This window comes from Saccharothrix syringae (genome assembly GCF_009498035.1).
Lineage (GTDB): Bacteria > Actinomycetota > Actinomycetes > Mycobacteriales > Pseudonocardiaceae > Actinosynnema > Actinosynnema syringae.
On record NZ_CP034550.1, the window covers coordinates 10,059,010 to 10,085,539 of the forward strand.

Annotated in this window: 25 protein-coding genes; 12 read left to right on the plus strand and 13 right to left on the minus strand. The window is 75.2% G+C overall.

The window, feature by feature from the left end:
* Positions 1 to 3: 3 nt before the first annotated feature.
* The 6 genes from EKG83_RS42475 to EKG83_RS42500 form a co-directional block, all read right to left on the minus strand.
* Entirely contained in the window at positions 4 to 924 is a 921-nt protein-coding gene (locus EKG83_RS42475; RefSeq protein ID WP_033429114.1) for a cation diffusion facilitator family transporter, read from the minus strand.
* 44 nt (positions 925 to 968) lie between these two features.
* Positions 969 to 2,180, minus strand: coding sequence for a mannose-6-phosphate isomerase, class I (gene manA / locus EKG83_RS42480; RefSeq protein ID WP_033429113.1), 1,212 nt, complete (start codon positions 2,178 to 2,180; stop codon positions 969 to 971).
* An 11-nt stretch (positions 2,181 to 2,191) separates the two neighbouring features.
* A complete protein-coding gene (locus EKG83_RS42485; RefSeq protein WP_033429112.1) occupies positions 2,192 to 3,268 on the minus strand; it encodes an SIS domain-containing protein in 1,077 nt (358 codons plus the stop codon).
* 6 nt (positions 3,269 to 3,274) lie between these two features.
* The gene (locus tag EKG83_RS42490) at positions 3,275 to 3,472 is read right to left on the minus strand and encodes a Trm112 family protein (RefSeq protein ID WP_033429208.1); all 198 of its coding nucleotides are present in this window, start codon (positions 3,470 to 3,472) and stop codon (positions 3,275 to 3,277) included.
* A 5-nt stretch (positions 3,473 to 3,477) separates the two neighbouring features.
* Positions 3,478 to 4,830: a phosphomannomutase/phosphoglucomutase gene (locus tag EKG83_RS42495; RefSeq protein WP_033429207.1), complete on the minus strand. Its 1,353-nt coding sequence runs from the start codon at positions 4,828 to 4,830 to the stop codon at positions 3,478 to 3,480.
* Between the two features lie 77 nt (positions 4,831 to 4,907).
* The gene (locus tag EKG83_RS42500) at positions 4,908 to 5,264 is read right to left on the minus strand and encodes a DUF3499 domain-containing protein (protein WP_084716141.1); all 357 of its coding nucleotides are present in this window, start codon (positions 5,262 to 5,264) and stop codon (positions 4,908 to 4,910) included.
* Between the two features lie 147 nt (positions 5,265 to 5,411).
* Here EKG83_RS42500 and EKG83_RS42505 point away from each other — a divergent pair, with 147 nt between their 5' ends.
* Positions 5,412 to 5,858, plus strand: coding sequence for a metallopeptidase family protein (locus EKG83_RS42505; protein ID WP_033429206.1), 447 nt, complete (start codon positions 5,412 to 5,414; stop codon positions 5,856 to 5,858).
* 117 nt (positions 5,859 to 5,975) lie between these two features.
* Here EKG83_RS42505 and EKG83_RS42510 read toward each other — a convergent pair whose 3' ends face one another.
* Together EKG83_RS42510 and EKG83_RS42515 are read right to left on the minus strand one after the other, a co-directional pair.
* Positions 5,976 to 9,323 carry a glycosyltransferase family 2 protein gene (locus EKG83_RS42510; RefSeq protein WP_084716140.1) on the minus strand — a complete coding sequence of 1,116 codons (3,348 nt, stop codon included), beginning with the start codon at positions 9,321 to 9,323 and terminating at the stop codon, positions 5,976 to 5,978.
* Between the two features lie 67 nt (positions 9,324 to 9,390).
* Positions 9,391 to 9,672 (minus strand): WhiB family transcriptional regulator, encoded by a 282-nt coding sequence (locus EKG83_RS42515; RefSeq protein ID WP_033429204.1) that lies wholly within the window; start codon positions 9,670 to 9,672, stop codon positions 9,391 to 9,393.
* A gap of 308 nt (positions 9,673 to 9,980) precedes the next feature.
* Between EKG83_RS42515 and EKG83_RS42520 the strand changes: the two genes are divergently transcribed.
* The 5 genes from EKG83_RS42520 to EKG83_RS42540 all read left to right on the plus strand — a co-directional run bounded on the left by EKG83_RS42520 (position 9,981) and on the right by EKG83_RS42540 (position 14,794).
* Positions 9,981 to 10,727 carry a site-2 protease family protein gene (locus EKG83_RS42520; protein ID WP_033429203.1) on the plus strand — a complete coding sequence of 249 codons (747 nt, stop codon included), beginning with the start codon at positions 9,981 to 9,983 and terminating at the stop codon, positions 10,725 to 10,727.
* 25 nt (positions 10,728 to 10,752) lie between these two features.
* Complete coding sequence (cofD, locus tag EKG83_RS42525; protein ID WP_033429110.1) at positions 10,753 to 11,718, plus strand: 2-phospho-L-lactate transferase; 966 nt, start codon at positions 10,753 to 10,755, stop codon at positions 11,716 to 11,718.
* Entirely contained in the window at positions 11,711 to 13,045 is a 1,335-nt protein-coding gene (locus EKG83_RS42530; protein ID WP_033429202.1) for a coenzyme F420-0:L-glutamate ligase, read from the plus strand. The genes cofD and EKG83_RS42530 overlap by 8 nt, the downstream gene beginning before the upstream one ends.
* The gene (locus tag EKG83_RS42535; protein ID WP_033429109.1) at positions 13,042 to 13,581 is read left to right on the plus strand and encodes an NUDIX hydrolase; all 540 of its coding nucleotides are present in this window, start codon (positions 13,042 to 13,044) and stop codon (positions 13,579 to 13,581) included. Before EKG83_RS42530 ends, EKG83_RS42535 begins: the two co-directional genes overlap by 4 nt.
* A 79-nt stretch (positions 13,582 to 13,660) precedes the next feature.
* Positions 13,661 to 14,794 (plus strand): glycoside hydrolase family 6 protein, encoded by a 1,134-nt coding sequence (locus tag EKG83_RS42540; RefSeq protein WP_033429108.1) that lies wholly within the window; start codon positions 13,661 to 13,663, stop codon positions 14,792 to 14,794.
* A gap of 270 nt (positions 14,795 to 15,064) precedes the next feature.
* On the opposite strand, the gene EKG83_RS42545 is transcribed toward EKG83_RS42540, so the two are convergent.
* Positions 15,065 to 15,457, minus strand: coding sequence for a hypothetical protein (locus tag EKG83_RS42545; RefSeq protein WP_051764931.1), 393 nt, complete (start codon positions 15,455 to 15,457; stop codon positions 15,065 to 15,067).
* A gap of 155 nt (positions 15,458 to 15,612) precedes the next feature.
* On the opposite strand from EKG83_RS42545, the gene manB reads away from it, so the two are divergent.
* Both manB and EKG83_RS42555 read left to right on the plus strand, forming a co-directional pair.
* Entirely contained in the window at positions 15,613 to 16,689 is a 1,077-nt protein-coding gene (gene manB, locus EKG83_RS42550; protein ID WP_033429107.1) for a mannose-1-phosphate guanylyltransferase, read from the plus strand.
* Entirely contained in the window at positions 16,682 to 17,575 is an 894-nt protein-coding gene (locus EKG83_RS42555) for a DNA-3-methyladenine glycosylase family protein (protein ID WP_033429106.1), read from the plus strand. Before manB ends, EKG83_RS42555 begins: the two co-directional genes overlap by 8 nt.
* A gap of 238 nt (positions 17,576 to 17,813) precedes the next feature.
* Here the strand turns inward: EKG83_RS42555 and EKG83_RS42560 are convergent, their stop codons facing one another.
* The 4 genes from EKG83_RS42560 to EKG83_RS42575 all read right to left on the minus strand — a co-directional run bounded on the left by EKG83_RS42560 (position 17,814) and on the right by EKG83_RS42575 (position 21,429).
* The gene (locus tag EKG83_RS42560; RefSeq protein ID WP_084716151.1) at positions 17,814 to 18,665 is read right to left on the minus strand and encodes a glycosyltransferase family 2 protein; all 852 of its coding nucleotides are present in this window, start codon (positions 18,663 to 18,665) and stop codon (positions 17,814 to 17,816) included.
* A gap of 10 nt (positions 18,666 to 18,675) precedes the next feature.
* Complete coding sequence (locus EKG83_RS42565) at positions 18,676 to 19,119, minus strand: DUF4396 domain-containing protein (RefSeq protein WP_228122414.1); 444 nt, start codon at positions 19,117 to 19,119, stop codon at positions 18,676 to 18,678.
* Between the two features lie 68 nt (positions 19,120 to 19,187).
* Positions 19,188 to 20,315: a glycosyltransferase family 4 protein gene (locus EKG83_RS42570; RefSeq protein ID WP_033429200.1), complete on the minus strand. Its 1,128-nt coding sequence runs from the start codon at positions 20,313 to 20,315 to the stop codon at positions 19,188 to 19,190.
* Positions 20,316 to 20,394: 79 nt separating this feature from the next.
* On the minus strand, positions 20,395 to 21,429 hold the full coding sequence (locus EKG83_RS42575) for a glycosyltransferase family 4 protein (RefSeq protein WP_033429103.1): 1,035 nt from the start codon (positions 21,427 to 21,429) through the stop codon (positions 20,395 to 20,397).
* A 20-nt stretch (positions 21,430 to 21,449) separates the two neighbouring features.
* Here EKG83_RS42575 and EKG83_RS42580 point away from each other — a divergent pair, with 20 nt between their 5' ends.
* From EKG83_RS42580 to EKG83_RS42595, 4 genes are all read left to right on the plus strand, one after another.
* Positions 21,450 to 22,370 carry a glycosyltransferase family 2 protein gene (locus tag EKG83_RS42580; RefSeq protein ID WP_228122415.1) on the plus strand — a complete coding sequence of 307 codons (921 nt, stop codon included), beginning with the start codon at positions 21,450 to 21,452 and terminating at the stop codon, positions 22,368 to 22,370.
* A 32-nt stretch (positions 22,371 to 22,402) separates the two neighbouring features.
* Entirely contained in the window at positions 22,403 to 22,783 is a 381-nt protein-coding gene (locus tag EKG83_RS42585; protein ID WP_033429102.1) for a CU044_2847 family protein, read from the plus strand.
* 79 nt (positions 22,784 to 22,862) lie between these two features.
* Positions 22,863 to 25,355, plus strand: coding sequence for a glycosyltransferase (locus EKG83_RS42590; protein ID WP_033429101.1), 2,493 nt, complete (start codon positions 22,863 to 22,865; stop codon positions 25,353 to 25,355).
* Positions 25,348 to 26,433, plus strand: a complete 1,086-nt coding sequence (locus EKG83_RS42595; protein WP_033429100.1) for a glycosyltransferase family 4 protein — start codon at positions 25,348 to 25,350, stop codon at positions 26,431 to 26,433. The genes EKG83_RS42590 and EKG83_RS42595 overlap by 8 nt, the downstream gene beginning before the upstream one ends.
* Positions 26,434 to 26,530: the final 97 nt, after the last annotated feature.

Consider the following 26,530-nt stretch of genomic DNA (forward strand, 5'->3'; position numbering starts at 1 on the left):
CCCCTAGGACCCGACCACCGACCGGTCCAGGTCCGGCTCCAGGTAGATCAGCCGCGCGGCCGGCACCTTGTTCCGGACCCGCCGCTCCGCGTCGTCGATGGCCTGCGCCACCTCGGCCACCGTCAGCCCCGGGCTCAGCGCGATCTTCGCCGCCACCAGCAGCTCCTCCGGCCCGATGTACTGGGTCCTGATGTGGATGACCCGCTGCACCTTCCCCGCCGCCAGCTCGTCCACGATCACGTCCAGCTCGCGCGGCGCGGCGCCCTCGCCGATCAGCAGCGACTTCATCTCGATGATCAGGATGATCGCGATCACGCCCAGCAGCACGCCGATGCAGATGGTGCCGACCGCGTCCCACACCGGGTCGCCGGTGAGCGTCGACAGCCCCACGCCCAGCAGCGCCAGCACCAGGCCGATCAGCGCGCCCGCGTCCTCCAGCAGCACCACCGGCAGCTCGGGCACCTTCGACTGGCGGATGAACTGCCACCAGGTCGCCTCGCCCTTGATCTCCCGCGACTCCTTGATCGCGGTGCGGAAGCTGTAGGACTCCAGCCCGATCGCGACGACCAGGATGACCACCGCGACCACCGGGCTGCTCAGCGGCTCGTGGGCCTCCAGCTTGTGGATGCCCTCGTAGAGCGCGAACACCGAGCCGAGGCTGAACAGCATCAGCGCCACGATGAACGAGTAGAAGTACCGGTCCCGGCCGTACCCGAACGGGTGGGCCACGTCGGCCTTGCGCCTGGCCGTCTTCTGCCCGAGCAGCAGCAGGCCCTGGTTGGACGTGTCGGCGACCGAGTGCACGGACTCGGCCAGCATCGACGACGAACCGGTGATCAGGAAGCCGACGAACTTGGCCGCGGCGATACCGGCATTGGCGACCAGCGCGGCGATGATCGCCTTGGTCCCGCCCCCTGCTGACACGGTTTGCTCCCTATGCGCCCGAGGTCCGAATGGTCGTGGTGACCCTACTCAACCCCGGGGGTGGCGCGGAAAAGCTGGGCGGAAACATCCGACGTGATCACCACGGCCGGGTCGGTGGCCGGCAGCCACACCGACCGACCGCGCTCCAGCACCACCGGCGCGCCGCCGGCGGTCAGCGTCGCCCGGCCGCGCGTGCACACCAGGATCTGCGGCCCGCCGTGGTCCACCACGACCTCCGCGCCCGCGGGCACCTCGACCCGGGACAGCTCGAACTCCGGGCACTCCGTCCGGTACGTCCACACCCCCGGCGCGGTCTGCTCGCCGCGCTGCACGGGCATGTCGCCGCAGCTGAAGTCGAGCACCCGCATCAGCTCGGGCACGTCCACGTGCTTGGGCGTGAGCCCGCAGCGCAGCACGTTGTCCGAGTTCGCCAGGATCTCCACGCCGGTGCCGTGCAGGTAGGCGTGCAGGTTGCCGGCGGGCAGGAAGATCGCCTCGCCGGGCTGGAGCACCAGCCGGTTGAGCAGCAGCGCGGCCAGCACGCCCGCGTCACCGGGGTACGCCTCGCCCAGCTCCAGGACCGTGCGGCACTCCATGTCGAACTCGCCGTGCTCCTTCACGTGCACCACGCACGCGTCCAGCACCTGCGGCAGCAGCACGTCCAGCGCCGTCTGCGGCAGCGTGATCAGCGTGGTGAACAGCGCGCGCAGGCCACCGGAGTCGGGCTGGACCTCCAGCAGCGCGGTGTAGGGCGCGAGGTCCGGCGCGTCCAGGGCCCGCAGCAGCGCCACCGTGCGCTCCGGCGCCCGGAACCCGGCCAGCGCGTGGAACTCGGTCAGCGCGCAGATCAGCTCCGGCTTGGCCGACGGGTCCTTGTAGTTGCGCACCGGCGAGTCGATCGGCACGCCCGCCGCGTCCTCGGCGGCGAACCCCCGCGCGGCCTGCTCGGCCGACGGGTGGGCCTGCAGGCTCAGCGGCTCGTCGGCGGCCAGCACCTTGAGCAGGAACGGCAGCCGCCCGGCCCAGCGGTCGGCGCACCGCGCGCCCAGCTGCCCGTCCGGGTCCTCGGCGAGCAGGTCGAGCAGCGAGCGCGCCCCGCCGTCCGGGCCCACCACCCGCGACGGGTCGCCGGGGTGGGCGCCCATCCACAGCTCGGCCTCCGGGTGCGGTGCGGGCACCTCCCGCCCCAGCAGCTCGGCGATGGCCGTGCGCGACCCCCACGCGTACGCCCGCACCGCGTTCCGCAGCAGTTCCACAGTCAATCCCCTCACACGGCCGGCGTGTACCGCCCGGGCCCGCCCAGCGTGCCCGCGGCCAGGCCCAGGTACAGCGCGGCCAGCTCGAACCGCAGCGCGAGCAGGGCGGCGCACACCGCCTCGCCGCCGCCGACCTCCTCGGCCGGTTCGAGCACGTCGGCTCCTGACAACGTCTCCAGCGCCACCCGCCGGGCGAACTCGGCCTGGGGGCCCCGGCGCACGGCCAGCAGCAGCACCCGCACCAGGCCCTCCTGCTCGTCGTCCGGATCGGCGAAGATGTCCGCACCGGACGTGCCGCGCACCGCCCGGCGGTGCAGCACCGAGCGCGTCAGGGCCTGGGGGTACCCGGCCACGTCGCTGACCAGGCCCGCGTAGGCCGCCAGCACGCCCGCGCCGTGCGCGGCCACCGCCGTGGCCAGGTCGTCCAGGCCCCACAGCAGGGGGGTGCGCTCGGCCACGCGCAGCGCCAGCGCCTTGGCCGGGTTCACGAACGACTCGTGCCCCGGGTGGCAGCGCTCGGCCTCCCGGTCCAGCTCGTCGGCGACCGCCTGGAGGTCCACGTCGAGCAGCCGCAGCGCGTTGAGCGCCACCACCCACGCGGCGAACCCGCGGGCGAAGCCGAAGCCCTGCGGCACGGGCACGCGCGGCGGGATCAGCAGGGCGTGCCGGGCCGCGGACGCGGCCACCGGGCCCTCCGGCTCCGCGGTCAGCAGCACCCGCGCGCCGCGCCGGGACGCCCGGTCGACCGACTCGGCCAGCTGCACGTCACCGGGGTCCTCGGTGTGCGCGAGCACCACGTCCAGCGCGCCCACCCACGCCGGCACGTCGTCGGCGACCACGACCGGCACCGGGCAGCGCGGCCCGAGCAGTGCGGTCACCAGGCCCGCCACGGCGGCACCGACACCGGGTCGGGTGACCATGACCAGCGCGCGGGGCCGCTCGGTGAGCACGCGCTCGACGCCCAGCTCGGCGGCCGCCTCCGCGGTGGCCCGGACCTGCGCGCCGGCGCGGGCGGCCGCGCGCAGCAGGCCGCCCGTGTCGGCGTCGTCGATGCGGGACCGGTCGTCCAGCAGGGTGTCGTCAAGCACGGGTGCTCACCCGGCCGTCGGCTCGACGGCCTCGTCCAGCAGCAGCACCGGGATGCCGTCCCGCACCGGGAACGACCGGCCGCACGAGGTGCAGGTGAGGTAGTCCGCCCGCGGGTCGGCCGCGGTGCCCGCCTTCAGCGGTGCGTGCTCCGGGCACGGGCAGGCCAGGATCTCCAGCAGTTGCGCGTCGAGTTGGACCGCCACGGCGCTCATCCCCTCACGATCGCCAGGACCTCGTCGCGCAGCTTCGCGACCGAGGCCGCGTCGGCGGCTTCGACGTTGAGCCGCAGCAGCGGCTCGGTGTTGGAGGCGCGCAGGTTGAACCACGAGCCGTCGGGCAGGGCCACCGTCAGGCCGTCCAGCTCGTCCAGCTCGACGCCCTCGCGCCCGCCGAACTCGGCCTTGATCGCGGCCAGCCTGCCGTGCTGGTCGGCCACCGTCGAGTTGATCTCACCGGAGGCGGCGTAACGCTCGTAGGCGCTGGTCAGGGCCGACAGCGGGCCGTCCTGCTCGCCGAGGGCGGCCAGCACGTGCAGCGCGGCCAGCATGCCCGTGTCGGCGCGCCAGAAGTCGCGGAAGTAGTAGTGCGCGGAGTGCTCGCCGCCGAAGATCGCGCCGGTCCGGGCCATCTCCTGCTTGATGAAGGAGTGGCCGACGCGGGTGCGCACCGGGGTGCCGCCGTGCTCGCGCACGATCTCCGGCACCGCGTGCGAGGTGATCAGGTTGTGGATGACCGTGCCGCCCGGGTCCTTGGCCAGCTCGCGCACGGCCACCAGGCCGGTGATCGCGGACGGGGACACCGGCTCGCCGCGCTCGTCGACCACGAAGCAGCGGTCGGCGTCGCCGTCGAAGGCCAGGCCCGCGTCGGCGCCGACCTCGCGCACCTTGGCCTGGAGGTCGACGATGTTCTTCGGGTCCAGCGGGTTGGCCTCGTGGTTGGGGAAGCTGCCGTCGAGCTCGAAGTACATCGGCACGACGTCGATCGGCAGGCCGTCGAAGACCTTCGGCACGGTGTGGCCGCCCATGCCGTTGCCCGCGTCCACCACGACCTTCAGCGGGCGGCTGGACGTGAGGTCGACCAGTTCGCGCAGGTAGGCGGCGTACTCGGTGAGCATGTCGCGCTCGGTGACCGAGCCCTCGGCCACGCCCTCGGCGTCGGGCACGCCCCGCTCGACGTCCTCGCGGATCTGCGCCAGGCCGCTGTCCTGGCCGACCGGCGCGGCGCCCGCGCGGCACAGCTTGATGCCGTTGTACTTGGCCGGGTTGTGGGAGGCGGTGAACATCGCGCCGGGCAGGTCGAGCCTGCCGGAGGCGAAGTAGAGCATGTCGGTGCTGGCCAGGCCGATGTTGATCACGTCGACGCCCTGGGCGGTCACGCCGTCGGCGAACGCGGCGGCCAGACCCGGCGAGGAGTCGCGCATGTCGTGGCCGATCACCACGGCGGAACCGCCGACCAGGCGCGCGAACGCCGCGCCGAAGTCGCGGACGACGTCCGCGTCCAGCTGCTCCCCGACTACACCGCGGATGTCGTACGCCTTGACGATGTCGGACAGATCGCGCACGGCCACACTCCCAAGTTGGCTCTTGACACTGCCTCGGGAAGCGTACCGGCGCGCGCGTTCGCGTCGTGTTCGGTCGCTCAGTCTTCGTTGGGGTCGGGCAGAACCCGCAGGTGACCGCGCCTGATGGTGCCCGCGGGCACGTCGGGCACCTCGACCGCGGGGGTGCGGCCCGCCTCGCGCACGGCCTCCGCCAGGGCGGTCAGGTCGTCCACGGTCGGCTCGGGGGCCCGGAACTCGCCCTGGTGCCGCACGACCTCCCAGCCGCGCGGGGCGGTCAGCCGCAGGGCGTGCTCCTCGCAGAGGTCGTAGGAGTGCGGTTCGGAGTACGTCGCCAGGGGGCCCACGACCGCGGTGGAGTCCGCGTAGGCGTACGTGAGCGTGGCGACTGCCGGGTTCCCGCACCCGGTTCGCGAGCACCGTCTCACGCTCCGCACGGCGGGGACGATATCGCGTCCCGCGTCGGGTGTGTTGGATTACCTCCGGCGCGGCGCTGGAGGTGGTCGCGGACTTCGGCGAGTTGCCTGGTCGCGGAGGTACCCGGACGGGGCCGGACGGGGGACAACTACCCTGGAGCCGTGGTGATGGCTCGGGGTTCACGGCGGCAGGGCGCTCCGCGGCGCCGCAACCGCGACCGGCACGGGCGCGGGTTGCGCGGTCCGCTGTACCCGGCCAGCCTGCCGGCCGCGCGCAGCCGCGCCGAGCGGTTCGACGCGCTGGTGCTGGAGGCCCTGGAGCCCATCGAGGCCCGGTGGCGCACCGAGCTGACCCAGTTGGACGTGGCCGTCGACGACGTGCCCGACGTCGCGCCCAACGGCGACGACGGCGACGTGGTCGAGGACGGCAACGTGCCCCTGGCCCGCCTGGTGCCCGCCGGCACCGACCGCCGCGCCCGCATCGTCCTCTACCGGCGCCCGCTGGAGGCCCGCGCCAAGGACGGCGCCGACCTCTCCGACCTGGTCCACGACGTCCTGGTCGAACAGGTGGCCAACTACCTGGGCCTCGACCCCGACGTGATCGACGGCGGCTGACCCTCCCCAACGCACGCCACACAAGCCCCAACCGCATGACACGCGCGCCCCAACCGCATGACACGCGCGCCCTGAACGCATGACACGCCCGGCGCGAGAGCGCTTCCACCGGGCGTGTCATGCACTCAGGACCGGCGAGTCATGCGGTCCGGTCGGGCGTGTCATGCGCTCGGGGGTGGTGAGTTCTACGTTCGCGGGGGGCGGGCGTTGGCGGGCGGGGATGGCGGTCAGGGCGGTGAAGAGGGCGGCGGCCGCCTGGAGGAGCAGCAGGAGTTCGCGGAGGGTGGAGGTGGCCTCGACGCGGACCTCCGAGGCCGTGGTGGGCAGGGTCACACCGACCAGGTGGCCCCAGGCGCGCACGGTGGCCACCTCGCGGCCGTCGACCCACGCGCGCCAGCCCGGTTCCTCCTCGGCGGCCAGCACGAGCAGGCGGCCCTCGGGACCCTCGGACACGCGCACGGCCACCTCGGGCGGTGCGGCCTCCACCGGGGCCGTGCCGGGCGCGCCCAGCTCGGTGGGCGGGTTGCCGCCGGTGCGGGCGCGCCGGGCCTGCTCGGGCGACAGCAGCACGGCGTTCCCCGCCGCGAGCTGCACCCGCAGGACGGGGCGGCCGTCGCTCAGGGACGGGGTCACCGCCACCAGGTCGCCGGCGGCGTCGCGCAGCCGCTGCGCCGACTCCAGGTCCGGCACCACCACGAACGCCACCCCGGAGGCGGCGGCCTGGGCCAGGGCGACGCGCGCCGCGTCCGGTGCGCCGCCGGTCAGCTCGCGCGTCCAGCGCTCCAGGCGGGCGGCGGCGGCCGGCACGGGCACGTAGTCGTCGTCGCCGAAGGCGGGTGGCCGGCCTGCCACCAGGCGTGCCGGGGTGCCCAGGACGAGCACCGCGCGGCCGGTCTCGGCCAGCTCCCGCGCCAGCGTCGACGGCAGCCGCACCGGGTCGGCGGTCAGCGGGCCCGAGCGCAGGCCCAGCACGCCCGCACCGGCCATGACCAGCACCGACACCGCGCCGACCACCGAGACCACCCGCGGCGCCGGCACGGGCGCCACGTCACGCCGGAACGCCGACAGCACCACCCACAGCAGCCCCCAGCCGACCACCACCAGGGGCGCGCCGGTCCACCCCGGCTGCGCCGGCCCGCCGGGCAGCGGCACCACCGCCACGGTCCGCAGCACGATCACCGCGAACCCGCCGAGCACCACCACCGCCACCCCGGCCAGCATCGACCGGTGCGGCCGCAGCGCCGCGGCCGCCAGGGCGAGCACCACGACCGGCAGCCCGACCAGCGGCACCGCGCCCGGTCCGCCGGGCCGCAGGGCCACCAGGTCCACCAGCCCGACCGCGGGCGCCTCGACGAACGCGCCCACGCCGTGCAGCACCACCGACGGGTTCTGCAGCACCACCGCGGGCCACGGCAGCAGCAGCGCCATCGGCAGCAGGACCACCGTGAACAGCGACGCCACCCGCCGCCGCCCGTCGCCGGGCCGCCCCGGCACCACGACGAACCCGGCCAGCGCCGCCAGCGCCACCAGCGCGTGCACCAGCGGCGAGAACGCGCCCACCGCGGCCACCCCCAGCGCCGTGCCCGACGCCACCGGCAGCCACGCCGCGCCCGCACCGCCGCGCAGCACCGACACCACCCCGGCGAACACCGGCGGCAGCAGCACGTGCACCACCACCACGTCCAGCCGCCCCTGGGCGACCGCCGCCGTCGCCGCGGGCAGCAGCGCGTACCCGGCGGCCACCACCGCGCGCACCGGCCGCCGCACGGGCAGCCGCCGCGTCGCCGCGTACGCGGCCAGCCCGGCCAGCGGCGCGTCGCCGAGGAGCAGCACCGCCACCAGCACGGTCGGCGACCCGAGCAGCACGCCCACCGAGCCCAGCACGGCCAGCGCGGCGGGCGCGGGCGCGGTGGTCCCGCCCGCCACGGGGTGCCAGGACGCCAGGTACGCCGACCAGGTCGAGGCCAGGTCGCCCACGGGCAGCAGCCGCCCGCCCGCCAGGTCCGGGCCCAGTCGGCCGGCGTTGGCCAGCAGCCCGAACAGGGTCAGCCCGAGCACCAGCAGCAGCGCCGGTCCGAGCACCACCGACCGCAGCACCCGCGCCCGGTCGACCTCGACGAACACGATCCCCGGCACGGGCGCCGGCGTGCCGCGCGGCACCGGTGACGGGCGCGGGCGGGGCGAGGGCCGCAGACCGGGCGCCGGCGCCTCCACCGGCACGGTCACCGCGGGCCGCCGCAGCCCGCCCGTCGCCCGGGCGGGCCGCCGCCGCGACAGCACGCCCGCGGGCAGCGCCGCCGGGCCCACCGGCGGTCGATCCACTTCGGACGGCAGCGACCACGCGGCGGGGCGGCTGTCGTCGTCGGGCAGCCTGCCCAGCGCCAGGTCGGCCTCGACGCGCCGCCGGATCAGGTGGGCCGCGGCGGCGTGGACCGCGTTGCGCAACCGGGTGAGCCGGCTGGTGGCCAGCCCGCGCACCACGCCGTGCGCCGACCGCTCGGCACGCCCCGCCAGCAGCCGCGCCCGCCCGCCCAGCAGGTACCGCAGCGCGCCCAGCTCGGCGCGCGCGTCGGAGAACCGCCGCAGCAGCAGGAAGCCCAGGGCGCGCAGCACCGCCAGCACCGCGATCCGCGGCAGCCCCAGGGCGAACGACAGCGCACCGCAGTTGACCAGGAACGTCCGCAGCCCGTGGGCCCGGTCCACCGCGCGCGTCGGCGCCGCGACCGCGTCCACCCGCCGCAGGCCCCGGCCGGCCGCGCAGGCGTGCCGCATCCGCGCCACCGGCACGGACAGCACCAGGTGGCCGGCCAGGTTGGCCCGCCAGCCGAAGTCGAGGTCGTCGCGCAGCAGCGGCAGCGCCCGGTCGTAGCCGCCGAGCTCGTCCCACGCCGCGCGCCGCACCAGGGAACCGGCCGAGGGCACCGCCAGGGCCTCGGTGCTCTGCTGGAACGCCCCGACCGGCTCCGCCGCGCCGATGCCGGTCTGCCGGTGGCCGGACGCGTCGGTGGACAGCCCGGCCTCCACGACCAGCCGCGGGTCGGCCCAGTCCAGGCTCAGCGGGCCCAGCACGGCCGCCGAGGGCGACACCTCGGCCGCGGTCAGCAGCGCGGCCAGGCAGTCGGGTTCCGGCGCGCAGTCGTCGTGCAGCAGCCACACCCACGCGCCCGGGTCGCCCCAGCGCTGCACGGCGTGCTCCACGGCGGCGCGCACGGCCTCGCCGAAGCCGGTGTCGCGCGGCAGCTCCAGCACGCCGTCGATCACCCGATCGGTACCTTCGGAAGCCTCGGCGAGCAGCCGCGCGGTCCCGTCGACCGAGCCGGTGTCGACCGCCACCACGTGCCGCGGCCGGGGGCGTTGCGCGCCCAGCGCCGAGAGCGCCGCGCCGAGCCAGCGCTCGCCGTCGTGGCACACCAGCACCGCCAGCACGGGCGCGGTGCGTAGCCGTGGAGCAGCCCCGCTCGTCAAGTGCCGCTCCTAGTTCGTCCGACTACGCCGTGGGACGACCACGGTAAGCCAGGACGACCTCAGGCGATCACACGGCGCGCTTCTTGAGCTTCCTCCGCTCGCGCTCGGACAACCCGCCCCAGATGCCGAACCGCTCGTCGTGCTGCAGCGCGTACTCCAGGCACTCGGCGCGCACCTCGCAGCCGAGGCAGATCCGCTTGGCCTCCCTGGTGGAGCCGCCCTTCTCGGGGAAGAACGCCTCGGGGTCCGTCTGCGCGCACAGGGCGCGCTCCTGCCAGTCCTGCTCATCGGTCACGTCGAACAGGTCGAGCACGACCGGCTCCGGTGCCGGGACGTCCCCGTCCACGATGTGACCCCCGTCGAGTTCCCGGTCAAAGGGTTCCTGCACAGTCCGCCTCCTCGCCTTCCGCTCTCCCCGGTTGGCGGACACCACTCGCCGTCCCCACAACGACGAATGACACCGATGTGATTACACCTGTGTCACAACACCCGGTCAAGCCGAGTCCACAGGACGGGGGACATTCGCGCAGATGGCCGCAGGGGCGCCGGCCAGTGGTACGGACGGTGATTGCGGTGGTGCGGGCCGCGCCGGCGCTTTCCCGAACGGCGCAGCGGCCGAGTTGCCCGTACCCCGATCGGGGAGGCCACACTGGTGTGGTGAAGCGATCAGGGGTACGTCCCAGTCCACTGTTCCTCAGCCTGCTCGCGGTGACGGTGGCGGGCGCCGCGCTGACCCTGTTCGACGGCGCCCTGCTGACCCTGGGCACGGTCCTGTTCGTGCTCGGCGGCTGGGCGGTTTCGCTGTGCCTGCACGAATTCGGTCACGCGATCGTGGCCTATCGGGGCGGCGATCACGCGGTCAGGGCGAAGGGCTACCTGACGCTGGACATCCGCCGGTACACCGACCCGGTGTTCAGCATCGTGCTGCCGCTGGTGCTGCTGGCGTTCGGCGGCATCCCGCTGCCGGGCGGCGCGGTGTGGATCAACCACCACTCGCTGCGCGACCGGCGGGTGGAGTCGCTGGTGTCGCTGGCCGGGCCGGTGAGCAACCTCGTGATCGGCGCGCTGCTGGTGGCGGCGGTGGCGCTGTTCGACCCCGCGCCGGGCCTGGGCGCGGCGCTGTCCTACCTGGCCGCGGTGCAGGTCATCGCGTTCGTGCTGAACATCCTGCCGATCCCCGGCCTGGACGGCTGGGGCGCGATCGAGCCCTACATGTCGTACTCGGCGCGCCAGTTCGGCGCCAAGGCGCGGCCGTGGGCGCCGTTCGTGCTGTTCGCCGTGCTGATCGGGTTCCCGACCATCGGCGCCCTGTTCTTCGACGCGTCGTACTCGCTGTTCGAGCTGATCGGGGGCGACGGCGTGCTGGCCTACTTCGGGCAGGACACCTTCCTGTTCTGGCGCTGACGGCCAGGTGGGAGGATGGCGTCCCGTGAAGGTCGTCGTACTGGTGGGCGGGGTTGGCGGGGCGCGGTTCCTGACGGGGCTCAAGCAGCTCCTGGCCGGTCCGGAGCACGGGATCACCGCCGTGGTGAACACGGGTGACGACGTGTGGATGCACGGGTTGCGGATCTGCCCCGACCTGGACACCTGCATGTACACCCTGGGTGGCGGCATCGACGCCGAGCGCGGCTGGGGCCGGGCCGGCGAGACGTGGTCGGTCAAGGAGGAGCTGGCGGCCTACGGCGCGGAGCCGACGTGGTTCGGCCTGGGCGACCGGGACATCGCCACGCACCTGGTGCGGACCCGGATGCTGCGGGCGGGCTACCCGCTGTCGGCGGTGACCGAGGCGCTGTGCGCCCGGTGGGAGCCCGGCGTGCGGCTGCTGCCGATGTCGGACGACCGGGTCGAGACGCACGTGGTCGTGGAGGTCGACGGCGAGGAGCGGGCGATCCACTTCCAGGAGTGGTGGGTGCGGCACCGGGCCGCGCTGCCCGCGCGGTCGTTCGCCTCGGTCGGCGCGGAGACCGCGACGCCGGCGCCCGGCGTGCTGGAGGCGGTCGCGGAGGCCGACGCGGTGCTGTTCGCGCCGTCCAACCCGGTGGTCAGCGTGGGCACGATCCTGGCCGTGCCGGGCCTGCGCGACGCGTTGCGCAAGACCGAGGCCGGGGTGGTGGGCCTGTCGCCCATCATCGGCGGCAGGCCGCTGCGCGGGATGGCCGACGCGTGCCTGTCGGCGATCGGCGTGGACACCTCCGCCGAGGCGGTCGGCAGGCACTACGGCTCGCGCAAGACCACCAAGGACGGCGTGCTGGACGGCTGGCTGGTGCACACCGGCGACCGCTGCGACGTGCCGGGCGTGGCCGTGCGGGCGGTGCCGCTGCTGATGTCCGATGTGGACGCGACCGCCGCGATGGCGAAGGCGGCCCTGGAGCTGGCCGGTGTCGGCGTTGACTGACCACGCCGCCGAGGGCGCGGTGACCCTGCTGCCGGTGCCGGGCCTGCCCGAGTTCCGGCCCGGTGACGACCTGGCGGGCGCGATCGCGGCCGCCGCGCCGTGGCTGCGCGACGGCGACGTCGTCGTGGTGACGTCCAAGGTGCTGTCCAAAGTGGAAGGTCGGCTGGTGCCGGTGCCGACCGACCCGGAGGCGCGGGACGCGATCCGGCGCGAGTGGGTCTCGGCCGAGGCGGTGCGCGTGCTGGCGCGCCGCGGGCGCACCCTGATCACCGAGAACAAGCTGGGCATCGTGCAGGCGGCGTCCGGGGTGGACGCGTCGAACGTGGCCGGCGACGAGATCGCGCTGCTGCCGGTGGACCCGGACGGCTCGGCGGCGGCGCTGCGCGCGGCGCTGCTCGACCTGCTGGGCGTGCGCGTGGCCGTGGTGGTGACCGACACCATGGGGCGGGCCTGGCGGGTGGGCCAGACCGACGCGGCGATCGGTGCGTCGGGGCTGGCCGTGCTGCACCGCTACGCCGGGTCGGTGGACCGGCAGGGCAACTCGCTGGTGGTCACCGAGGTGGCCGTGGCCGACGAGGTCGCCGCGGCGGCCGACCTGGTCAAGGGCAAGCTGGGCGCGGTGCCGGTGGCGGTGGTGCGCGGGCTGCCGGTGGCCGACGACGGCTCCACGGCGCGCGACCTGGCCCGGCCCGTGGAGGACGACCTGTTCCGGCTGGGCACCGCCGAGGCGGTGGCGCGCGGTCGGGCCGAGGCGGTGCTGCTGCGGCGCTCGGTGCGGGCGTTCACGGCGGAGCCGGTGGACCCCGAGGCGATCCGGCGGGCCGTGGCGGTGGCGCTGACCGCGCCCGCGCCGCACCACACGCGGCCGGTGCGGTTCGTGCGGCTGACCGGGCGGCGCGCGGAGCTGCTGGCGGCCATGCGGCGGCAGTGGGAGGCCGACCTGCGGGCCGACGGGCTGGACGGGGACCGGGTGGCGCGGCGGACGTCCCGGGGCGACTTCCTGCGGGACGCGCCGGAGGTCGTGGTGCCGTTCCTGGTGCGCGAGGGCGCGCACAGCTACCCGGACGCGCGGCGCGCGGGGGCCGAGCGGGCGATGTTCACCGTCGCGGGCGGTGCGGCGGTGCAGGGGCTGCTGGTGGCGCTGGCCGCCGAGGGGCTCGGGTCGTGCTGGGTGTCCTCGACGCTGTTCTGCGCGGACGTGGTGCGCTCGGTGCTGGACCTGCCGGCGGACTGGGAGCCGCTGGGCGCGGTGGCGGTCGGCCACCCGGTGGAGGAGCTGGCGCCGCGGGCACCGCGCGAGCCGGACGAGGGGTACCTGGAGCTGTGAGCCTGCACGCGGACACCGCGGCGACGCTGGCCGGGTGGCGTCCCGCCGACCAAGGCCAGGAGTCGCTGCGGCAGGCGTACCTGGGGTTCCTGGCGGCCCGGCCGGACGCGTGCGCGCGGTCGTGCGAGCCGGGGCACGTCACGGCGTCGGCACTGGTGCTGGACGCGTCCGGGGAGCGGACGCTGCTGACCCTGCACCCGCGCGTGGGCCGGTGGCTCCAGCTGGGCGGGCACTGCGAGCCGGGCGACCGGACGCTGGCCGGCGCGGCGCTGCGCGAGGCGGCGGAGGAGTCCGGGATCGACGGGCTGCGCATCGAGCCGGAGCCGATCCACCTGGACGTGCACCCGATCACCTGCTCGCTGGGCAGGCCGACGCGGCACTTCGACGTGCGGTTCCTGGTGCGGGCGCCGGTCGACGCGCGGGAGGTGCGCAGCGCCGAGTCGCTGGACCTGCGGTGGTGGCCGCTGGACGCGCTGCCGCCGGACGTGGACGACCTGCGCCCGATGATCGACGCGGCTTTGGTCCGAATGGCCTGATTCCCTTGTGATACCGGTCATAGCACTTCATGCTCTTACCGTTCTGGGAGCGCTCCCAGCGCAGTGAGGAGCTGTCAACGTGGACAAGGGATCGAGACGCCGCCGGGCCTGGCTGGCGGCGTTGGTGTCGGTGGGCGTGGTGCTGGGCGGCGGCGTGGCCGAGGCCGGACCGTCGCACGGACACCACGAACGGGCGAAGTTCTACGTGGAACCGGACTCCAACGCGGCGCGGCAGGCCGCGCAGTGGCGGCAGGAGGGGCGGGTCGCCGACGCCGAGCTGATGGAGGAGGTGGCGGCGCAGCCGACCGCGATCTGGTTCACCACCGCGGGTGCCGAGCAGGTCAGGGCCAACGTGCGCGACGTCGTGCGGGCGGCCAGGCGCAAGGGCCAGGTGCCGGTGCTCGTGGCGTACTTCGTGCCGTACCGGGACTGCTCGCAGTGGTCGGCGGGCGGCGCGCGCACCGAGCAGGAGTACAAGGAGTGGATCGACGCGTTCGCGGCCGGCATCGGCAACGAGAAGGCGGTCGTGGTCGTCGAGCCGGACGGGCTGGCGCTGCTGACCAGCGAGCCGTGGTGCACCATCGGGCCGGACGAGGAGCTGGTGCCGCAGCGGTTCCGCGAGATCAACCACGCGGTCGACGCGCTGAAGCGGGGCAGGCAGACGCGCGTGTACCTCGACGCCGGGCACTCCGCGTGGCAGGCGCTCAACGATTACGACGCCGGGTACGGCGAGCCGCGGCAGCAGCTGGGCATCGTGAACCGGCTGCTGCAGGGTGGCGTGACGCGGGCCGACGGGTTCGCGCTGAACACGTCGAACTACCGGTTCACCGCGGACCTGGTGACCTACGGGACGCGCGTGTCCAAGTGCATCTACCTGCGGGTTCGCGGTGCGGCCTCGTGCCCCGCCGACGCCGAGCTGGACGCGCTGCGCGTGCGGGAGTCGAAGATGACGCACTTCGTGCTCGACACCAGCCGCAACGGCCGGGGCCACTACACGCCCGGTGAGGGCGAGACCGACTGGTGCAACCCGCCGGGCCGCGGGCTGGGCGAGCGCCCGACCGCGCACACCCGCATCCCGCTGGTGGACGCCTTCCTGTGGATCAAGCGCCCCGGCGAGTCGGACGGCGAGTGCCAGGGCGGCCCCCCGGCCGGCCAGTGGTGGCCGGAGCAGGCCCTCGAACTGGCCAGGCTCGCCACCCCACCCCTCCGCTGACCCCTCCCCCACTCTCACACGCGGGCGGGCCACTCCCGGCCCACCCGCGTGTCCTCCACTCAGACCCCGCGTGTCCTCCACTCCGCCCCGGCGTGTCATGCACTCCCACCCGGCGTGTCATGCCTTCAGCTCGCGCGTGTCATGCGCTCAGACCACGTGAACTCTGCATTCAGGTCCACCGAGCCCGCGCTGAACGTCGAACTTGGGGGTCGCGAACGCATGACACGCGAGGTCTGAACGCATGACACGCGCGGGGGTGGGGGGGTGGGGTCAGTCGCCGTTCAGGCGTTGGGACAGGCCCTGCTGGGGGTGCGCGGGGCCGCCGGAGAGGCGTTGGGACAGGCTCGGGCGCGAGGTCGTGACCTGCTGGACCGTCGGGATCGGGCCCGGCGCGACGCGCAGCTCGGGTTCCGGGTCGGGTACCGGCGGGGCCGCGGGGGGCGGCGGGGGCGGTGCCGGGCGGCCCGCGGCGACGTGCGCCGCCAGCACCATGGTCGAGTCCGGGTCGCCCGAGCGCGGGTCGACGGCGTCGACGACGCTGCGCGGGATCTGCTGGGTGGCCGACGAGTCCATCGGCGAGGTCATGTTGTCCGGCGTCACGACGTGGATGCCACGTGCACGAGCACGGGCGAGTGCCGCGTCGGCCCGAGCGCGGGGGTCCATCCGGATCTCTCCTGCGTGTGCTTGGGCCGGCGCAGGACGCCGGCGTGCCCGTCGGTGACCCCCGTCGACACGGGACCACCGCCCGTGCCGCCGGAGTGCTCGTGCCAGAGTATTCGCAAACCGCGGGCTGAAGTAAGCGTAGGAGGAAAAACGGCATGTCGGAGCTGCAGGGCGTGGAGGCGGTAGTCCTGGTCGGGGGCAAGGGAACCCGGCTCCGGCCGCTCACCCTGTCGGCCCCCAAGCCCATGCTGCCGACCGCCGGGGTGCCGTTCCTGACGCACCTGCTGTCGCGGATCAGGGAGGCCGGCATCACCCACGTGGTCCTCGGCACGTCCTACAAGGCGGAGGTCTTCGAGGAGCACTTCGGCGACGGCGCGGCGCTCGGCCTGGAGCTGGAGTACGTGGTCGAGGAGGTGCCGCTGGACACCGCGGGCGCGATCCGCAACGTCGCCCACAAGCTGCGCGAACCCGACGTGATGGTGTTCAACGGCGACATCCTGTCCGGTGTGGACCTGCGGGCCGTGGTCGGCACGCACCGCGAGGCCGGCGCCGACGTGACGCTGCACCTGGTCCGGGTGGACGACCCGCGCCGGTTCGGGTGTGTGCCGACCGACGCCGACGGCCGCGTCACGGCGTTCCTGGAGAAGACCGAGGACCCGCCGACCGACCAGATCAACGCCGGCTGCTACGTGTTCCGCCGGGAGGTCGTCGAGGGCATCCCCGCAGGTCGGCCGGTGTCGGTGGAGCGGGAGACGTTCCCCGGCCTGCTGGCGTCCGGTGCGCGCGTGCAGGGGCACGTCGACTCGTCGTACTGGCTGGACCTGGGCACGCCGGCCGCGTTCGTCCGGGGTTCGGCGGACCTGGTGCTCGGGGTGGCGCCGACCGCGGCCCTCGCGCTCCGGGGCGAGGCGCTGGTGCTCGGCGGCGCCGAGGTGCACCCGGACGCGGTGGTCAGGGGCGGTGCCACGATCGGCGCCGGCTGCACGGTCGCCGCGGGCGCGGTGGTCGACGGCGCGGTGCTGTTCGACGGTGCCGTGGTCGGTGAGGCGGCCCGGGTGGAGCGGTCGGTGCTGGGGGCGAACTCGCTGGTCCAGGCCGGTGCGGTGGTGACCGACGCGGTGATCGGCGACGGCGCGGTGGTGGGTGCGCGGTGCGAGCTGGTCGGCGGGGTGCGGGTGTGGCCGGGCGTGGTGCTGCCCGAGGCGGGGGTCCGCTTCTCCGCCGATGTCTGACTCGCGGACGTGGTCGCCGCCGTTCCCGCTGGACCTGGGCGCCGTGCTGGGGCCGTTGCGGCGGGGGCCGGGCGACCCCGGGTTCCTGGTCGACGGCGGGGTGTGGCTGACCGCGAACACGCCGGCCGGTCCGGGCACGCTGCACGTCCGGCGCGCGGACGCGGTGGAGGCGCGGGCGTGGGGTGACGGCGGCCGGTGGCTGCTGGACGGGCTGCCCGCGCTGCTGGGTGCGGCGGACGACGACTCGGCGTTCGAGTGCCACCACCCGCTGGTCGCGGACATGCGGCGGCGGCACCCCGGGATCCGGCTGACCGCGACCGGGCGGGTGTGGGACGCGCTGCTGCCGGCCGTGCTGGAGCAGAAGGTGACCGTGGTGGAGGCGCACCGGTCGTACCGGGAGCTGTGCCTGCGGTTCGGCACGCCGGCGCCCGGGCCGGTCGAGGGGCTGCGCGTGCCGCCGACGCCGCGGGCGGTGCTGGGGATCACCGACTGGGAGTGGCACCGGGCGGGCGTGGACGGCGCGCGGCGGCGGGCGCTGGTCGCGGCGGCGCAGGTGGCGCACCGGCTGGAGGGGGCGTTCGAGCTGGGCGGGGAGGCCGGGCGGGCGTTGCTGCGGAAGGTGCCGGGGATCGGCGGGTGGACGGCGGCCGAGGTGGCGCAGCGGGCGTGGGGCGACCCGGACGCGGTGAGCTTCGGCGACTTCCACCTGGCGGGGACGGTCGGCTGGGCGCTGCTGGGCCGCCGCATCGACGACGACGGGATGGCCGAGGTGCTGGCGCCTTACGCGCCGCAGCGGCACCGCGCCGTGCGGTACATCAGGGTCGCGGGCGTGCGGAAGCCCCGCTTCGGGCCGCGGTTCTCGCCCCGCGACTACCGGGCGATGTGACCCGGGCGGCGCCGAACGCGGGTTTCACCGGGTCTGAGCGCATGACACGCGCGAGCCGAACGCATGACACGCCGGGGCTGGGCGCATGACACGCGCGGGTTGAGGGCATGACACGCCGGGGCTGGGTGTGGAACTCGGGGGTGCTGGAGGTTCGACACGACGGGTCTGGAGGTTCGACTCGCGGTGTCTGGGTGGAGGACACGCGGTGTTGGGGTGGAGGACACGCGCGGGGGTGGGGTTAGCGGGTCAGGAGTTTTTGGCGGAGGGTGAGGCCGGTTTTCACGGCCAGCATGAGGGGGGCCCAGGCCGGGCCGCGGTGGCGGTCGGCCAGGTAGCGGTAGGCGCTGTGGTGGTGGGCGGCCAGCATGCGGGCCGAGGCGCGCTGGGTGGAGTGGCCGCCGATGTGGACCACCTCCGCCTCGGGCACGTAGACGTTGAGCCAGCCCGCGCGGCCCAGGCGGTCGCCCAGGTCCACGTCCTCGAAGTACATGAAGTAGCGCGGGTCGAACCCGTCCACCGAGTCGAACGCCTCGCGGCGCATCAGCAGGCACGAGCCGGACAGCCAGCCGGCGGTGCGCTCCTCCGGGGGCGCCTCCGCCTGCCGGTAGGCCCGCGACCACGGGTTGCCCGGCCAGACGTGCGCGAACAGGGCGTGCCCCAGGCCGCGCCCCAGGGACGGCAGCAGGCGGGCGGACGGGTAGACCGCGCCGGAGGGCTCCCGGATCAGCGGCCCGAACGCGCCGCCGCGCGGCCACCGCTTGGCCGCCTCCAGCAGCAGGTCCAGGCTGCCCGGTCCCCAGGACAGGTCCGGGTTGGCCACCACGACCCACCCGACCGAGTCCGGCAGCGAGGCCACGCCCCGGTTGGCCGCCGCGCCGTAGCCGAGGTTCCCGCCGGTCGGCAGGAACGTCACGTGCTCGTGCGCCGCGGCGGCGCGCTCCGGCACGCCGTCGGTGGAACCGTTGTCCGCCAGCACCACCGACAGCGGCCGGGTGGTCGCCGAGGCCAGCGTGGTCAGGAAGGCGTCCAGGGTCTCACCGGGCGAGTAGGTGACGGTCACGACCGCCAGCCCGTCTCCGTAGCGCGTCACGCGCGTCACCCTAGTGGGCGTGGACGTGGTGCATAACCGCGTGCCCCTTGCCGCGCCCGATCAGCCACCGGTTGACCGGCACGGTCAGCACGAACGCCACGGCCAACGAGAACGCCAGCGCGCCCCAGAACAGCGGGCTCGCCACCCCCGCGGTCATCGCGCCGGGCACGGCCACCATGACCGCGTTGTCGACCACCTCCATGACCGCGATCGAGACCGTGTCGGCGGCCAGGGCGAGCTTCAGCGCCGCCTTGGGGTCCAGGCCGAACCCGAGCACCCGGCGCAGGGTGATCAGGTAGCCGAAGAAGAAGGCGAGCGCGACGGCGAGCACCACGGTGCCCCAGTCGGGCAGGCCGAGCGCGGTGCCGACGACCATGCCGAGGACTTCGCCGATCGCGCAGCCGGTGAGGCAGTGCAGGGTGGCCGAGGCGGCCATCGACCAGGTTGCTCTCATGGCTCGAAATATACCCCCATGGGGTATCCAAGAAGCAAGCGTGAGGGGTGAGGCGTCCGACAGGGGGTTCAGCGGGCGCGGTGCGCCCGGAGGGCCCGCTCGTAGGCCAGCCGGTGCTGGGCCGCCGACGTGGCCCAGGAGAAGTCCTTCGCGCGCACCAGGGCCGCCGCCGCCAGCTCGTCGCGCCGGACCGGGGCGTCCAGCAGCTCGCCCAGCGCGGCCGCGATGTCGCCCGCGCCCACACCGCAGTACGCCACCGCGTCGCCGCCGACCTCGGGCAGGCTCAGCCGCCGGGTGGTCAGCACGGCCGCGCCGCAGGCCATGGCCTCCAGCACGGGCAGCCCGAACCCCTCGCCCAGCGACGGGTAGGCCACCACCTCCGCGCCGCCCAGGAACCCCGACAGCGACCCGAACGGCAGGTAGCCCGCCCGGATCACCCGGACGCGGTGCGGCACGGCGTCCAGCGCCCGCTCCACCTGGTTGTCCCACCCGGGCTGCCCGGCCAGCACCAGCGCGGGCGGGTTCGCCCGCCCCCGGCACGCCTGCGCGAACCCCCGGATCAGCGCGGGCACGTTCTTGCGCGGCTCCAGCGCGCCCAGGAACGCCACGTACGGCGCGCTGCCCAGCGCCAGCAGCCGCCGGACGTCCGCGACCTCCTCGGGCGAGGGCGGGTGGAACCGCTCGGCGTCCACCCCGTGCGGGGCGATGTGCAGCCTGCGCCGGTCGGCCCCGGCCACGCGCGCCAGCTCGTCCGCGGTCGCCCGGGACGGCACCACGCACAGCTCCGCGCGCCGCAGCGAGGCCCGCGTCCAGGCCCGGAAGAACCGCGCCTTCACCGAGGAGTGCAGCACCGCGTCGGTGAAGAAGGTCGCGTCGTGCAGCGTCACCACCGACGCCGCGCGGTTGGCCAGCGGCACGGTGTAGTGCGGCGAGTGCACCACGGCCACGCCCAGCCGGTTCACCAGGCGCGGCAGCGTGGTCTGCTCCCAGGTCAGCCGGGCGGTGCGGGTGGCCACGGCCTCGGTCGCCGGCACGACCCGCGAGTTCGGCGCCAGCGCCGCGTAGAGCTCGGCGTCCCGCGGCTGGCACACCACGCTCAGCCGGGTCCCGTCCGCGTCCAGCGCGGCCACCAGGGAGTCCACGTACCGCCCGACGCCACCCCGGTCGGTGGGCACGGCGGTGGCGTCGATCAGCACGCTGGGTTCGACGGGTGACACGCGCAGAAGGGTACGACCGGCGGCCGGCGGGTGACCTCGAAATGACGCAAACGGTTGCTTAACGAAACAGCCCCAGGTGCACCGCCCAGACCTCGCGCGCGGCGTCGTCCCAGGTGAAAGCCCTTGCCCGGACCCGACCGGCGGCGGCCAGCCGTGTGGCCAACGCCTCGTCGGTCACCACCGAGCGCAACGCCGCCGCCAGCGCCGCCCGGTCGCCGCGCGGCACCGCCACGCCCGCGCCGCCCGCCACCTCGACCAGCGCGGGCGCGTCGGAGTGCACCACCGGCACCCCGGCCGCCATGGCCTCCACCACCGGCAGGCCGAAGCCCTCGGCCAGGCTCGGCGCGGCCAGCACCGCCGCCCGGCGCAGGACGTAGGCCAGCTCCGCGTCGCCCAACCGGCCGAGCAGCGTCACGTGCGGCGCCCGCAGGTCCACCCCGCCCCACCCCGGCGGCCCGACGACCACCAGCGGCAGGCCCACCTCGGCGGTCGCCGCGACCAGCAGGTCGAACCCCTTGCGCGGCTCGACCGTGCCCACGGCCAGCGCGTACCGCGGCGGCACGTCCACCGGCTCCTCGTCCGGCAGCGGCGTCACGCCGTTGTGCACCACGTGCAGCGGCACGGGTCCGGGCGCGCACCGGCGCAGCTCCTCGGCCACCGCCGAGGTCGGCACCACGACCGCGCCCGCCCGCGCCACCGCCCGCCCGATCGCGCGCCGGTGCCACGCCACCCCGCGCGGGGTCAGCGTCTCCGGGTGGGTCCAGGGCACGGTGTCGTGCACGGTGACCACGACCCGCCCGCGCGGCGGCGCCAGGGGCGTGCAGGCGTGCACCGAGTCGCCGCCCGGCCAGTACGGCACGCCGCGCTCCCACGCCGCGATCAACGCCCGCCGCGGCAGCGGCAGCACCCGCGGCCCCTCGACGCCGGGCACCACCGCCGCCGAGACGTCCGCCTGCCTGCTCACGGCCCCGGTCACGGTCCAGCCGCCCGGCGCGGTCCGGGCCAGCGCGGCGGCCAGCTCGCGCGTGTAGCGCCCGGTCCCGCCGGGCACGGGGGCCAGCAACTGCTCGGTCAGCACCACGAGGTTCGGCACGTCGCGTACCGTCTCACGGCGTGTCGAACCCCCGGACGACGGTGGTCGTGGTGACGTGGCGCGGCCGCGACCACATCACCGCGTGCCTGGACGGCCTGGCCCGCCAACGTCCACATCGGACACTGGTGGTGGACAACGCCTCCGACGACGGCACCGCGGCCCTGGTCGCCGCCCACCCCAGCCGCCCGGAGGCCCTGCGCCTGCCGGGGAACGTGGGCTACGCGGGCGGCCTGGCCGCCGCGCTGCCGCACGTGACCACCGAGTACGTGGCCTGGCTCAACGACGACGCCGTGCCCGAGGACGGCTGGCTGGCCGCCCTGGAGGACGCCCTCGACGCCGCGCCGCGCGCCGCCGCCGCGACCTCGTCGATGCTGCTCGCCGACGGCTCGACCCAGTCCGCGGGCGTCCGCCTGACCGCCGACGGCCACGGCGCGGACCTGGTGCTCGCGGGCCGCGAGGTGTTCGGCTTCTGCGGTGGCGCGGCCCTGGTCAGGCGCGCGGCCCTGGTCGAGGCGGGCGGCGTCCCGGAGAGCTTCTTCTGCTACTACGAGGACACCGACACCGCCTGGCGGCTGCGCCTGAACGGCCACGGGGTGCTGTCGGTGGGCCCGGCCCGGGTCCGCCACCGGCACGGCGCGAGCACGAAGCCCGGCTCCCGCCCGTTCCACCGCTGGAACGAGCGCAACCGCCTGCTCACCCTGCTCCGCTGCGCCCCGGCGGCGGTGGCGGTCCGGGAACTGGCGCGGTTCACCGCGATCACCGCCCTGCTGCCGACCCGCCGGAACCGCCCGGACGCGGAGAACTTCCGGGTGGGGCTGCGCGTCCTGGTGCTGCTGGAGGTGCTGGCGCGGCTGCCCGCGACGCTGGTGCAGCGGGCGCGGATCGGCAAGCGGGCGGCGGTGCCCCGGCACGACGTGTGGCGGGAGTGGGCGGGCCGGTAGGCGTTCCGGGACGACGTGTGCGGAGGAGAGAAGTGACCGAGTACGTTGAGGTGCGCACCGAGGACGGCGAGCTGGTGCCGTTCGAGCTGGACGGCGAGTACGACGGCCCCGTCCGCGCCGGCCGGCGCTGGGACAAGGTGCAGGAGACCCTGGAGCAGGGCGTCGAGCGGGCCCGGCACGTCGCCCGCGCGGTGGCCGAGCGGATCGGGGACATGCCACCGCCGCGGCCGGACAAGGTGGCCGTGGAGATCGGGCTCAAGGCCGGGGTGAGCGGGGCGTTCGGCATCGCCAAGTCCTCCACCGAGGCGCACATCAAGATCACCGTCGAGTGGCACCGGGACACCCCGCTGCCCGGCCAACCGGCGGAGGACGGTGAGTCCACACCCGACGGCGAGGTGGCTACCGGGGAGTAGGCGGCCGGGCCGGCCCCGCTACCGAGGCGTAGGACACCTTGACGACACGCTGCGGAGCGTGATGAGGCAGAGTTAGCGCGTGGAGCTAGGGACCCTGCCTGACGTATCGGTGGTCGTGGTCAACTACCGCGGCGCCGAGGACACCACGACCTGCCTGCGCGCCTTGTACGGGGAGCTGGACTACCCCGCGGACAAGCTCCAGGTCGTGGTGGTCGACAACGCCTCGGGCGACGGGAGCGCGGAGCGCATCCGGGCCGCCGAGCCGCGGGCGGAGGTCGTGGAGGCGCCGGCCAACCTCGGCTTCGCCGGCGGCTGCAACCTGGGGGTCGAGCACGCCCGCGGCACCGTCGTGGCGTTCCTGAACAACGACGCCCGGCCCCACCGGGACTGGCTGCGCGCCGCCGTGCGGGTGCTGCGCGCCGAGCCGTCCGTGGGCGCGGTGGCCAGCAAGGTGCTCGACTGGGAGGGCGGGTCGATCGACTTCGTCGACGGCGGCCTCACCTGGTTCGGCATGGGCTACAAGCGCCACGCCGGGCAGCCCGACGACGGCAGCCACGACGCGCCGCGCGACGTGCTGTTCGGCACCGGGTCGGCGCTGGTGGCGCGGGCCTCGGTGTTCCGCGAGCTGGGCGGGTTCGACGACCGGTTCTTCATGTTCTACGAGGACGTGGACCTGGGCTGGCGGATGAACCTGCGCGGCTGGCGCGTCCGCTACGAGCCGGCCTCCCTGACCTACCACCGGCACCACGCCTCGATGTCCCAAGTGGACAGCAGCCGTGAGCTGTACCTGTTGGAGCGCAACGCGTTGGCCGCGCTCTACAAGAACTTCTCCGACGAGACGCTGGCCCGGGTGCTGCCCGCCGCGCTGGCGCTGGTGGTCCGCCGGGCGACCGCGCGCGGCGAGATCGACCCGACCCAGCTGGAGATCACCCGACGCCCGGCGGACCCCGCCGACGACCGCGCGCCCGTGCCGGTGGCGCGGGAGGCGCTGGCCGGGTTCCTGGCCGTCGACCAGTTCGTCGAGCTGCTGCCGTCGCTGGCCGAGTCGCGGCAGGTCGAGCAGGCCGCGCGGCGCGTGCCGGACGCCGACGTCGTGCCGCTGATGCGCAAGGCGCTGGAGCCCGCGTACCCGCTGCCCCGCTACCTGGCCGCGCACGACGTGCTGGTGGACGTGTTCGGGCTGGACGAGGTGTTCGGCCGGCCGCGCCGGGTGCTGGTGCTCACCGGTGACGTGATCTCCGAGCGGATGGCGGGACCGGCGATCCGGGCCTGGCACATGGCCGACGTGCTGGCCGGCGAGCACGAGGTGCGGCTGGTCACGGTCAACCCGGTGTGCGACCCGCCCGAGGCACCGTTCAGCGTGCTGCGGGTGACGCGGCGCGACCTGGGCGAGCACGTCGACTGGGCGGACGTGGTGGTGCTCCAGGGCCACGGCCTGGAGTTCGCGCCGAAGCTGAAGGAGGCGGCCTCCACCAAGGTCGTGGTCTGCGACGTCTACGACCCGATGCACCTGGAGCTGCTGGAGCAGAGCCGCGACGACACCGACGAGAAGCGGGCCGCCGACCTGGCCGGCGTCACCCGCGTGCTGAACAACCAGCTCAAGCGCGGCGACTTCTTCCTGTGCGCCTCGGAGCGGCAGCGGCACTTCTGGCTGGGCCACCTGGCCGCGCTGGGCCGGCTCACGCCGTCGCTCTACGACCACGACCGCACCACGCGGTCGCTGATCGCCGAGGTCCCGTTCGGCCTGCCCGGCAAGCCGCCGCAGCGCACCGGGCCCGGGCTGCGGGCGGCGCTGGGCCTGCCCGCGTCGGACAAGGTGGTGCTGTGGGCGGGCGGCGTCTACAGCTGGTTCGACCCGCTGACCCTGGTGCGCGCGGTGGACCGGCTGCGGGACCGCCGCCCGGACGTGCGGCTGGTGTTCCTCGGCATGAAGCACCCCAACCCCGAGGTGCCGGACATGGGCATCACCGGCGAGACCCGGTCGCTGGCCAGGCGGCTGGACCTGGTCGGGTCGCACGTGTTCTTCAACGAGACGTGGGTGCCCTACCACGACCGGCAGAACTGGCTGCTGGACGCGGACGCGGGCGTGACCACGCACTACGAGCACGTGGAGACCACGTTCGCGTTCCGCACCCGGGTGCTGGACTACCTGTGGGCGGGCCTGCCGATCGTCACCACCGACGGCGACGCGTTCGCCGAGCTGGTGCGCCGCGAAGGGCTGGGCGTGGTGGTGCCGTCCGAGGACTCGGAGGCGCTGGCCGACGCGCTGGAGAAGGTGCTCTACGACGCCGACTTCGCGGCCGCCTGCGGTGACCGGATCGCCGTGGTGCGGGAGCGGTTCACCTGGGAGAACGTGCTCGCGCCGCTGGTCGAGTTCTGCCGCAACCCGCGGCCGGCCGCCGACCGGCTGCCCGGGTCGGCGCACCTGGTGCCCGACCGGGTGCTGGGCAGGCGCGACCGGGTGCTGCGGGACGTCCGGCTGGTCCGCGAGTACCTGGGCGCGGGCGGGCCGGGCGAGGTGGCGCGCCGCGCGACCGGGCGGGTGCTCAAGAAGCTGCGCGGCCATGGGTAGGCCGCTGAAGGTGCTGATCGACGGCACGCCGCTGCTCGGGCAGCGGACCGGCATCGGCCGCTACACCGCGGCGCTGGCCGAGGAGCTGGCGTCCATGCCGGACGAGGTGGACGTACGGGCGGTGGCGTTCACCCTGCGCGGGTGGCGCGCGCTGCGGACCGTGCTGCCGCACGACGTGGTGGCGCGGGGCCTGCCGGTGCCGGCGCGGCTGCTGCGGCGGTTCTGGCTGCGCGGGCCGTTCCCGCCGGTGGAGTTCCTGGCCGGGCCGACCGACGTGATGCACGCGACGAACTTCGTGCTGCCGCCCGCGCTGCGGGCCGGCGGCGTGGTGACCATCCACGACCTGGCGTTCCTGGACGCGCCCGGCGACCTGCCGCCGTCGGACCGGCGGCTGCCGGAGCTGGTGCAGCGGTCGGCCTCGCGCGCCGACGTGGTGTGCACGCCGACCGCCGCGGTGGCGGCGGTGGTGACCGAGCGGCTGGGCGTGCCGCCGGAGAAGATCGTGGTGACGCCGCTGGGCGTCGACCCGGCGTGGTTCGCGGCCCGGCCGCCGGCGCCCGCGCTGCGGTCGCGCCTGGGGCTGCCGGGCGAGTACCTGCTGTTCGTCGGCGCGGGCGGGCCGCGCAAGGGCCTGGGCACGCTGGTGGCGGCGCACGCCTCGCGGCCGTCCCTGCCGCCGCTGGTGCTGGCCGGGCCGGGCGCGCGGGCGGCCGACGACCGGGTGCTGCGCACCGGGTACCTCAACGACGTGGACCTGCGCAGCGTGGTCGCGGGCGCGGCGGCGCTGGTGCTGCCGTCGCGCGACGAGGGCTTCGGGCTGCCGGTGCTGGAAGCGCTGGCGTGCAACGTGCCGGTGGTCTGCACGGACGTGCCCGCGCTCCAGGAGGTCGCCAACGGGTACGCCGCGCACGTGCCGGTGGGCGACGTCGAGGCGCTGGCGCAGGCCATGGCCGACGCGGTGGAGACCCCGGCGACGGCGGCCGACCAGGCCGCGCGGCGAGCGCACGCGGCGGAGTTCACGTGGCACCGGACGGCGGAGCGGACGGTGGCGGCCTACCGGCTCGCGGCCGGGCGGTGAGCGCGGTCGCGGCGTACGCGCGGGCCCGGCTGTGGACCGCGGTCTCCCGGCTCGCGGCCGGGCGGTGAGCGGGCCCTACGAGCCCTTCGCCGGCCTC